The organism is Deinococcus sp., from assembly GCF_025362455.1.
GTDB lineage: Bacteria > Deinococcota > Deinococci > Deinococcales > Deinococcaceae > Deinococcus.
In genome coordinates this window covers 1-6850 of the sequence record NZ_JANYGJ010000022.1, presented here as the reverse complement: position 1 = coordinate 6850, position 6850 = coordinate 1, and the positions used below count along the sequence as shown (strand labels likewise).

Genomic DNA, 6850 nt, shown 5'->3' with positions numbered 1-6850 from the left:
GAGCGCGTGTCCATCGTCATCGACCATGTGGCGCCCGCCAGCACCGTCAGCGTGGCGCAGGCGCAAAAAGAGGCCCGCGAGTACGCCGCGCAGACTGGCGTGCGCCTGTTCGACGTGGGGCGCGGCATCTGCCACCAGGTCCTGATGGAAGAGGGCCTGGCCCGCCCCGGCTGGATCGTGCTCGGCAGCGACAGTCACAGCACGACCTACGGCGCGGTGGCAGCCTTCGGCACCGGCATGGGCGCCACTGACATCGCCCTGGCGGCGGCCAGTGGCAAAACCTGGCTGCGCGTGCCTTCGACCATCAAGGTGACGTTCACGGGCGAGCTGAACGCGGGCGTGAGCGCCAAGGACGCCGCCCTGGAGATGATCCGCCGCCTGGGGGCCGACGGCGCCACCTACATGAGCATCGAGATGCACGCCGGGGACCGTTTCACACGCGGCCAGCGGATGACCCTGGCAAACCTCTGCGTCGAGGCGGGCGCCAAAGTCGGATTGGTCGTGCCGGGCGGCGAGATTCTGACCGACTACGGCTACGACATTCCCGATTGGGTTTACCCCGACGAGGGCGCCCGTTACGTGCAACAAGTCGAGCTGGACCTGTCCGCCCTGCGCCCCCGCATGAGCGCCCCCAGCGAGGTCGACAACGTGCACGACGTCTCCGAGTTGCGCGGCATCAAGGTCGATCAGGTGTTCATCGGCACCTGTACCAACGGGCGACTCGACGATCTGCACGAGGCCGCTGCCGTGTTGAAGGGCCACAAGGTTGATCCCAGCACCCGCCTGCTGGTCATTCCGGCCAGCTCGCAGGTCATGGAAGCGGCGATGGCGGACGGCACGCTGCTGACGCTGATTCAGGCGGGGGCGGTGCTGGGCACTCCTGGCTGCGGCCCCTGCATGGGCCGTCATCAGGGCGTGCTGGCGCCGGGCGAGGTGTGTGTGAGTACCAGCAACCGCAACTTCATTGGAAGAATGGGCGACAAGGACGCGAAGGTGTATTTAGCCTCGCCAGCAGTGGCGGCGGCGACGGCGGTGATGGGTCGGGTGGCTTTGCCCTCGGACCTGATCGGGAGGAGCTGACATGGACATTGACATATTCTGGCAACGAGTCGATCAGATGTTGGCACAGCGAGATGACCTCGCACCCATCTTCAATCCGGGCGCGACGGAGGAGGAATTACAAGCGCTGGAGACGGAGTTGGGCTATCCGCTCCCCACCGACTTGCGGGAGAGCCTAGCCATTCACAACGGCCTGTGCCGCTGGGTCCCCAATGTTCCGCAGCTCTCGTCCGTGTCGAATATCTCAAGTAACCTGGCATACGGCAGCGGGCAACTTGAAAATATGCCGCTCGAAGACATCTCCTTCGACCCGGAAATCAAGCCGAGTAAGTGGAGCCGGTTCTGGATTCCCTTCGCGGAGGACGGATCGGGCAATCTCGCCTGCATTGACCTGGACCCAACTGAGGCTGGCACGGTTGGACAGGTGATCGACTTCGATTATCACGGCGAACTGCACCACCAGAGCAACAGCTACCTGGACTGGATCGACGAACACTTCGTCAGTGCGCTGCGCGAAGCATTCGATCTCGACTACATCGAATGACCCCCACCATCCGCCTCGCCACCGTCACCGACATCCCCCAACTGCTGCCGCTGATGCGGGGGCTGGCGGAGTACGAGCACTACGCCGATGTGTTCGCCGTCACCGAGGAAACGTTGCGGTGGCAGAGTTTTGAGAAGTCACCGCCCGACTTCTACGCGCTGGTGGCCGATACGAGCGTGGAGCTAGTGGGCATGCTGGTCTACTACCTCATTCCCTTCACGGCGACGACCAGGCCGACCCTGTTCATCAAGGAGCTGTTCGTGGCTGAGGCAGCGCGGGGGCAGAACCTGGGCGAGCGGCTGATGCGCCGGGCAGCTCAGGACGCGGTAACTCACGGCTGCGGCGCGGTGCGCTGGGCGGTAGCCGACTGGAACGCGGGCGGCAAGCGGTTCTACGAACGCCTGGGCGCGGTGGCGAACCCGGTCTGGGTGGACTACGGGCTGAGCGGCGGCGCTCTGGAGAAGCTGGCGAGCGAGGACGCGCCGGGCTGACGCTCTACACTGAAGGCATGAGCGAGCCGCCCCTCTACGCCGCCGCCGACCAGTTCGCCCGGCACTGGCAGGGCGTCCGGATGGTCACGCTGGAGGTGCTGAACGTGCTCGCAGACTATCTGGACGAGGCGGTCATCCCTGGGGGCCGCACCGTGGCCGACACCCTGCACCACATCGGCGCCCATGAATACTTCGCGGCGCGGGGCGTCTTTGAGGGCCGCTGGGACGCTGAACCGGGCGAACCCGACGCCGACTGGGACGCCCACCGGGCCGAGGTCAGCGCCAGTGCTAGGGCACTTCGGACCTGGCTCGAAACGGTCCACGCCAAGACCCAGAGCGGCTTCAGCACCCACCCGGAGCGCCTGCAACAGCTCACACCCGGCAATCCCTGGTTCGGGGACATGCCCGGCTGGCCGCAACTCCACCACGCCTATCAGGACGAGTTGCATCACCGGGGGCAGCTCAGCGTGCTCGTACGGGCGCTGGGGCTGGAATTGCCCGCGTTGTACGCCGAGGAGCACCCGGAGTTCTGGGCGGCCAACCGGGGGCGCTAAGCTGCGGGCATGACCGAACCTCATACGATGCGCTGTCTCCAGCCGGAGGGCCTGGCGCCCTCGCCAAACTACACGCCTGTCGTAGAGGTGCAGGGTGGACGCATGGCTTTCGTCTCCGGACAGATCGCGCTGGACGCGAGTGGCACGGTGGTCGGCGTCGGTGATTTCGAGGCGCAGGCGTGGCAGGTCTTCGGCAACCTGCGGCTGGCACTGGCAGCGGCTGGCATGGACTTCAGCCATGTGGTGAAGCTGGGGCTGTTCGTCACCGATATGAGCCACGCGCCGGTCATGCGGCGGGTGCGCGACGAGTTCATCAACCTGAGCCAGCCGCCCGCCAGCACGCTCGTTCAGGTCGCCGCTCTGGCCTTTCCGGAACTGCTCTTCGAGGCCAAAGCCGTGGCGGTGGCGCCGTGAACATCACTCTTCCCAAACTGCACATCGACGCCTTTACCCGCCGCCTGTTTGGAGGCAACCCCGCCGCCGTGATGCCGCTGCAAACCTGGCTACCGGACGAGACGATGCAGGCGCTGGCCTTTGAAAACAACCTCTCCGAGACGGCCTTTTTTGTTGGCGAAAAGGGGGACTATCACCTGCGCTGGTTCACCCCGGTTCAGGAGGTCAATTTCTGCGGTCACGCGACCCTGGCGAGCGCCTGGGCACTCTGGAACGTACTGGGCGAGGGCGGCTCCGAGCTGCGCTTCCAGACCCGTATGGGTGAACTGGGGGCTGTGCGCGGCGAGAGCGGCGCGGTGGTGCTGGACGTTCCTCGCATCGACCCGGCGCCCTCGGCCCGCACGGTGGCCGAGCTGGAAGCTCTGTTGCAGGTGCCGGTGCAGGACGTTTTCAGCGTGGAGGAAGGCAACTTCAGCGTCTTCGCGGTGCTGGAATCGGCGTCGGCAGTCCGGACCTTTCAGCCTGACTGGGCGCGGCTGGAGGGCATCGACGATCTGGTTATCACGGCAGCGGGCGACGACGTGGATTTCGTTTCGCGCTGCTTCGCGCCTGGCATGGGCATTCCCGAAGACCCGGTAACCGGCAGCACCCACAGTACTCTGGCGCCGTACTGGGGCGAGAAATTGGACAAGGCGTCGCTGATCGCCCGGCAGGTTTCGGCACGCGGCGGCGAGTTGCGCTGCGAGGTGCTGCCGCTGCGGGTCAGGGTCAGCGGGCACGCCGTCCTGTATTCGCAGGGCATGGTGCAGCTTCCTGACGAATGAGTCTTGACATGAATTCAGACTTCTGGACCTTCCTAGCCGAACTGGTCGCGTCCAGCTCAGTCATCATCGACCGGCCCCGACGCAGCGCCCACCCGCGCAACCCGAACCTGATCTACCCCTACGACTACGGCTACCTGGAGGGCACCACTTCCGGCGACGGCCAGGGCATCGACGTGTGGCTGGGCAGCGGGGACCGGGGGCAGGTCACGGGCGTCGTCTGCACGGTGGATTTGCACAAGAGGGACGCTGAGTTAAAGGTGCTGCTGGGTTGTACGGCGCAGGAGGCCCAGATCATCAGCGAATTTCTGAACGGGACGGAGCGGCTGCGCTGCGTGGTCGTGCCGCGCCCGCAAAGCTGACCTCCACGAGCCCAGACCGATTTGCCTGCACCTGCTAGGCTGCCGGTACTCGCCCACCCAACGCCCGAAGCCCCTGAGTACCCAGGAGAAATCCCCATGCCCCGAATCTGGAAATTTGGCGACAGCGTGAACACCGACGACATCCTCCCCGGCAAGTTCGCGCCGTTCATGGCGGGCGAGGACGTGTTTCAGACCTTCGCCTTTCACTACATCCGGCCTGAATTCGCCGAGCAGGTGCGGCCCGGTGACCTGCTGATCGGCGGCAAGAACTGGGGCCTGGGCAGCAGCCGCGAGTACGCCCCCCAGGCGCTGAAAAAGTTGCAGGTCGGCGGCATCGTCGCGCCGAGTTTCGCCCGGATTCATTACCGCAACCTGCTCAACCTGGGCATTCCCGCCTTCGAGGCCGACCTGACCGGCGTGCTCAGCGACGGCGACGAGGTGAGCCTCGACCTGGCGACGGGCGAGCTGCGACGCGGCGCGGACACCTTCCAGCTTCCGCCCGCCCCGGAGTTTCTGCGCGAGGCGCTGAGCGAGGGCAGCATTCTGGAGTTCTACAAAAAGCATCGGCGATTTCCAGGCGAGGCCGTCGAGGACTGATTCCAAACCGCTAAACTGACGCTCATGGCTATTCTGGAAATCGACTGCCCCATCTGCGGGGAAGTGCTGGAACTCACCGACGAAGACCGGACTGAACTCGAAGTCGGCGACGCGATCGTCTGCGAGAACTGCAACGCCGAGATGGAAGTGATCCGCAACAGCGGACAAGACTTCGAGGTCGATCTGCTGGGCATTCTGACCACCTGCCCCAACTGCGAGCAGGAGTTCGACGTCACCGAGGAAATGCTCGCCAACGCCCCTACCGTCCGCAGCGACGACGGCAGCGAGGTCAGCCTGGTACGCTGCCCGCATTGCCAGGCCGGGGTGGAACTGTCGTTCGAGGAGCAGGCCGAAGCCTGATCGTTCCTGCCATCAGTCCGAGGCAGTGGTCTAGGCAATTTCGTTTGAAAAGCAAACCAGGCTGTAACCTGTCAAGCGTAAAGCAGAAATCTCAATACTCAGTCCAAGGAGACCACCATGGCAACCATCAAATTCGAAAGCCCCGAAAGCGGCGCCATCATTGAACTCGACAACCCCGAACTGGGTGAACTGGTCATCGACGACGACACCGGCACCGAGCTGGAAGTCGTCAGCCTCGACCCACCCCGCCTGGCGCCTGCGCCCCAGGAAGCCGAGGACTGGGGAGAGTGAAGGGCCGGGCAAATCTGTTAAACGGTTTGCCCACCTTTCACCGAGACCTATGGCCGACCTCGCCATCATCTATGACCGCGTGCGCCCCGACGAGAAGATGCTGTTTGGGGCGCTGGACACCCTGGGCGTGCCGTATGACAAGGTGTACGCCCCGCACCTGAAATTCACCTTCGACGCCGCCGGGGCCGCTCAGGTGCCCTGGAAAGTCGCGCTGGAACGCTGCGTCTCGCAGAGCCGGGGGCACGCCGTGACGCGGGCACTCGAAGCTTTCGGCGTGCGGGTCATCAACCCCTCGCACGTCATCGAACTGTGCGGCGACAAGCTGGCGACCAACGCCCGGCTGTTCGCCGCTGGCCTGCCCACCCCAAGGACCGGCGTGGCCGTGGACGGGGAAGCCGCGCTGGAGCTGATCGAGTCTATGGGCTACCCGGTGGTCATCAAGCCCACGGTCGGAAGCTGGGGCCGGATGGTCAGCAAGGTCAATGACCGCGACGCCGCCGAGGCCATCATCGAGCACAAGGAGGTGCTGGGCGGGCCGCAGCACGGGATTTTTTACGTGCAGGAGCTGATCCGCAAGCCGGAGCGCGACATCCGCGCCTTCGTCATCGGCGGCGAGTGCATCGGGGCCATCTACCGCACCAGCGAGCACTGGATCACCAACACGGCGCGCGGGGCCGTGGCCAGCAACTGCCCGGTGACGCCGGAAATCGCCGAGCTGAGCGTCAGGGCGGCGGCGGCAGTCGGGGGCCAGATCGTCGCCATCGACCTAGTGGAAGACCCTTCGCGGGGCCTGCTGATTATCGAGATCAACCACACCATGGAATTCAAGAATTCGGTGGCGACCACGGGCGTGGACATTCCGCGCAGGATGGCCGAGTACGCGATTGGCTTAGAGCAGATGTCATAAAAAAACCCTTTTTATGACCGAGCGGAGCGAGTAGTTTTGACTGAGCAGGACGCAGAATGGAGGCGCGGGGAGGCTGTTTTCCCCGTGGCGTAATTCGGAGTTCTGCTCTAATCGGGAAGTAGCGGGGAGTGGGCGGCAACCTCGGTGGTCGCCCAGTGTTCATGTGCTGGACCCAGCGGGAGGCCTCTTGAGCACCGACGAACTCAGCAGTGACGAACTCATCGATCTGGTCAACGATTCCGACGAAGTGGTCGGCACCATCTGGCGCGGCGAAGCATTCACGCGAAACATCGTGAACATTCGCGGCGTCAACGCCTTCGTTCTCAATGCGGCGAGGCAGCTCTGGATTCCGCGCCGGAGCCTGGGCAAAACCCGCTGGCCGGGCGCCTACGACATGGGCGTGGCCGGAGCCGTCAGCGCGGGCGAGAGCTACGAGGCGGCTCTCTTCCGCGAAGCGCAGGAGGAGCTGAA

At 64.7% G+C, this 6850-nt stretch carries 12 protein-coding genes; all 12 read left to right on the top strand.

All coding sequences use genetic code 11. The features are described 5' to 3' along the window. Positions 1-1080: homoaconitate hydratase family protein (locus Q0R23_RS01515; protein ID WP_293909632.1), on the top strand; the 1080-nt coding region annotated here is incomplete at its 5' end. Between the two features lies 1 nt (position 1081). Then, a complete protein-coding gene (locus Q0R23_RS01510; protein WP_293909631.1) occupies positions 1082-1603 on the top strand; it encodes an SMI1/KNR4 family protein in 522 nt (173 codons plus the stop codon). Further along, a complete protein-coding gene (locus tag Q0R23_RS01505) occupies positions 1600-2094 on the top strand; it encodes a GNAT family N-acetyltransferase (protein WP_293909629.1) in 495 nt (164 codons plus the stop codon). The genes Q0R23_RS01510 and Q0R23_RS01505 overlap by 4 nt, the downstream gene beginning before the upstream one ends. A gap of 17 nt (positions 2095-2111) precedes the next feature. Beyond that, positions 2112-2648, top strand: a complete 537-nt coding sequence (locus Q0R23_RS01500; RefSeq protein WP_293909627.1) for a DinB family protein — start codon at positions 2112-2114, stop codon at positions 2646-2648. Positions 2649-2657: 9 nt separating this feature from the next. Then, a complete protein-coding gene (locus Q0R23_RS01495) occupies positions 2658-3062 on the top strand; it encodes a RidA family protein (RefSeq protein WP_293909624.1) in 405 nt (134 codons plus the stop codon). Next, positions 3059-3865: a PhzF family phenazine biosynthesis protein gene (locus Q0R23_RS01490; RefSeq protein ID WP_293909621.1), complete on the top strand. Its 807-nt coding sequence runs from the start codon at positions 3059-3061 to the stop codon at positions 3863-3865. Before Q0R23_RS01495 ends, Q0R23_RS01490 begins: the two co-directional genes overlap by 4 nt. 8 nt (positions 3866-3873) lie before the next feature. Then, the gene (locus tag Q0R23_RS01485) at positions 3874-4224 is read left to right on the top strand and encodes an inorganic pyrophosphatase (RefSeq protein WP_293909619.1); all 351 of its coding nucleotides are present in this window, start codon (positions 3874-3876) and stop codon (positions 4222-4224) included. A 96-nt stretch (positions 4225-4320) separates the two neighbouring features. Continuing rightward, a complete protein-coding gene (locus Q0R23_RS01480) occupies positions 4321-4821 on the top strand; it encodes a homoaconitate hydratase (RefSeq protein ID WP_293909617.1) in 501 nt (166 codons plus the stop codon). 24 nt (positions 4822-4845) lie between these two features. Next, positions 4846-5181, top strand: coding sequence for a hypothetical protein (locus Q0R23_RS01475; RefSeq protein WP_293909615.1), 336 nt, complete (start codon positions 4846-4848; stop codon positions 5179-5181). A 117-nt stretch (positions 5182-5298) separates the two neighbouring features. Then, positions 5299-5472 carry a lysine biosynthesis protein LysW gene (gene lysW, locus Q0R23_RS01470; RefSeq protein WP_293909613.1) on the top strand — a complete coding sequence of 58 codons (174 nt, stop codon included), beginning with the start codon at positions 5299-5301 and terminating at the stop codon, positions 5470-5472. Between the two features lie 49 nt (positions 5473-5521). Continuing rightward, positions 5522-6379, top strand: coding sequence for a lysine biosynthesis protein LysX (gene lysX, locus Q0R23_RS01465; protein ID WP_293909610.1), 858 nt, complete (start codon positions 5522-5524; stop codon positions 6377-6379). Between the two features lie 187 nt (positions 6380-6566). After that, positions 6567-6850 (top strand): NUDIX domain-containing protein (locus tag Q0R23_RS01460; protein ID WP_293909607.1); only part of this gene is annotated, 284 nt, incomplete at its 3' end.

What these genes read in the sequence shown, in the direction of transcription:
- Q0R23_RS01510 (WP_293909631.1), top strand. Translation starts at nt 1,082, where the DNA reads ATGGACATTGACATATTCTGGCAACGAGTCGATCAGATGTTGGCACAG.
- Q0R23_RS01505 (WP_293909629.1), top strand. Translation starts at nt 1,600, where the DNA reads ATGACCCCCACCATCCGCCTCGCCACCGTCACCGACATCCCCCAACTG.
- Q0R23_RS01500 (WP_293909627.1), top strand. Translation starts at nt 2,112, where the DNA reads ATGAGCGAGCCGCCCCTCTACGCCGCCGCCGACCAGTTCGCCCGGCAC.
- Q0R23_RS01495 (WP_293909624.1), top strand. Translation starts at nt 2,658, where the DNA reads ATGACCGAACCTCATACGATGCGCTGTCTCCAGCCGGAGGGCCTGGCG.
- Q0R23_RS01485 (WP_293909619.1), top strand. Translation starts at nt 3,874, where the DNA reads ATGAATTCAGACTTCTGGACCTTCCTAGCCGAACTGGTCGCGTCCAGC.
- Q0R23_RS01480 (WP_293909617.1), top strand. Translation starts at nt 4,321, where the DNA reads ATGCCCCGAATCTGGAAATTTGGCGACAGCGTGAACACCGACGACATC.
- Q0R23_RS01475 (WP_293909615.1), top strand. Translation starts at nt 4,846, where the DNA reads ATGGCTATTCTGGAAATCGACTGCCCCATCTGCGGGGAAGTGCTGGAA.
- lysW (WP_293909613.1), top strand. Translation starts at nt 5,299, where the DNA reads ATGGCAACCATCAAATTCGAAAGCCCCGAAAGCGGCGCCATCATTGAA.
- lysX (WP_293909610.1), top strand. Translation starts at nt 5,522, where the DNA reads ATGGCCGACCTCGCCATCATCTATGACCGCGTGCGCCCCGACGAGAAG.